Consider the following 896-nt stretch of genomic DNA (forward strand, 5'->3'; position numbering starts at 1 on the left):
TTGATATCTGGAATGCCATCTCCGTCTACATCTATGTTAATATCCGGATTTCCATCCCCATCAGTATCTATATTTATTCCCGGATTGCTTGTATCATATTCAGGCTTATCATCTCCATCTAAATCTACATCTTTATCAGGATTCCAGCTGTCATCTACTCCGTCTTTATCTATATCATAACCTGGTCTATATATATGATCTTCATCTACTTTTCCATCTCCGTTAGTATCCAATGATGTATCAGGTTTCCATATTCCGTCTTCATTTCCACCTTCTGTGCTTGGTTTCCATGTTCCGCTGTTATCTGTATCTATATTTACATCTGGTTTCTTGTCTCCGTCAATATCTACATTTACATCCGGTTTCCAGTCCCTATCTGTATCTATATTGATATCTGGGATGCCGTCTCCATCAACATCTATGTTTACATCAGGATTTCCATCTTCATCTGTGTCTACATCTACAAAGCTTAATTTTATTTCTCCTGTGCCTTCACTTGTTGTGTAGTTTGGATCTTCTCCTATATATACTGCTTTTATTTCTTGTATTTCTTCTACATTTGCAATATTACTATCTATTGGTTTCCACTTGATTTGTGCTGTACTATAGTTGTAATTATCTGATGTTGTATCTTTTACATGTTCTGTAACTTTTACGGGATCTCCGTATTTTTGTCCGTTTATGTAAAATTGAACATATCCCTTTGGTGATGCACATGTAGTTGCTTCTCCGTCTTTTGGTCTTACCATTGCGCTTAATGTTATATCACTTCCAGGAGATAATTTCCCGTCTTCTGCTTCTACTCCGCTTATACCAAGTTTTGTTTGTGTGTCTGCTGGTGTAATCTCTGCATATTTATAATATGCTCTATGTCCCCAGTATGCTTCGTTAAAACC

The 896-nt window shown here is 36.6% G+C and carries 1 pseudogene; it reads right to left on the reverse strand.

The annotated features are described in order from the left end of the window. Positions 1–896 (reverse strand): annotated as a pseudogene (locus V2W16_RS11150) (hypothetical protein); the annotation flags it as partial.

It is taken from the genome of Anaerofustis butyriciformans (assembly GCF_036289385.1).
Taxonomy (GTDB): Bacteria; Bacillota; Clostridia; order Eubacteriales; family Anaerofustaceae; genus Anaerofustis; species Anaerofustis butyriciformans.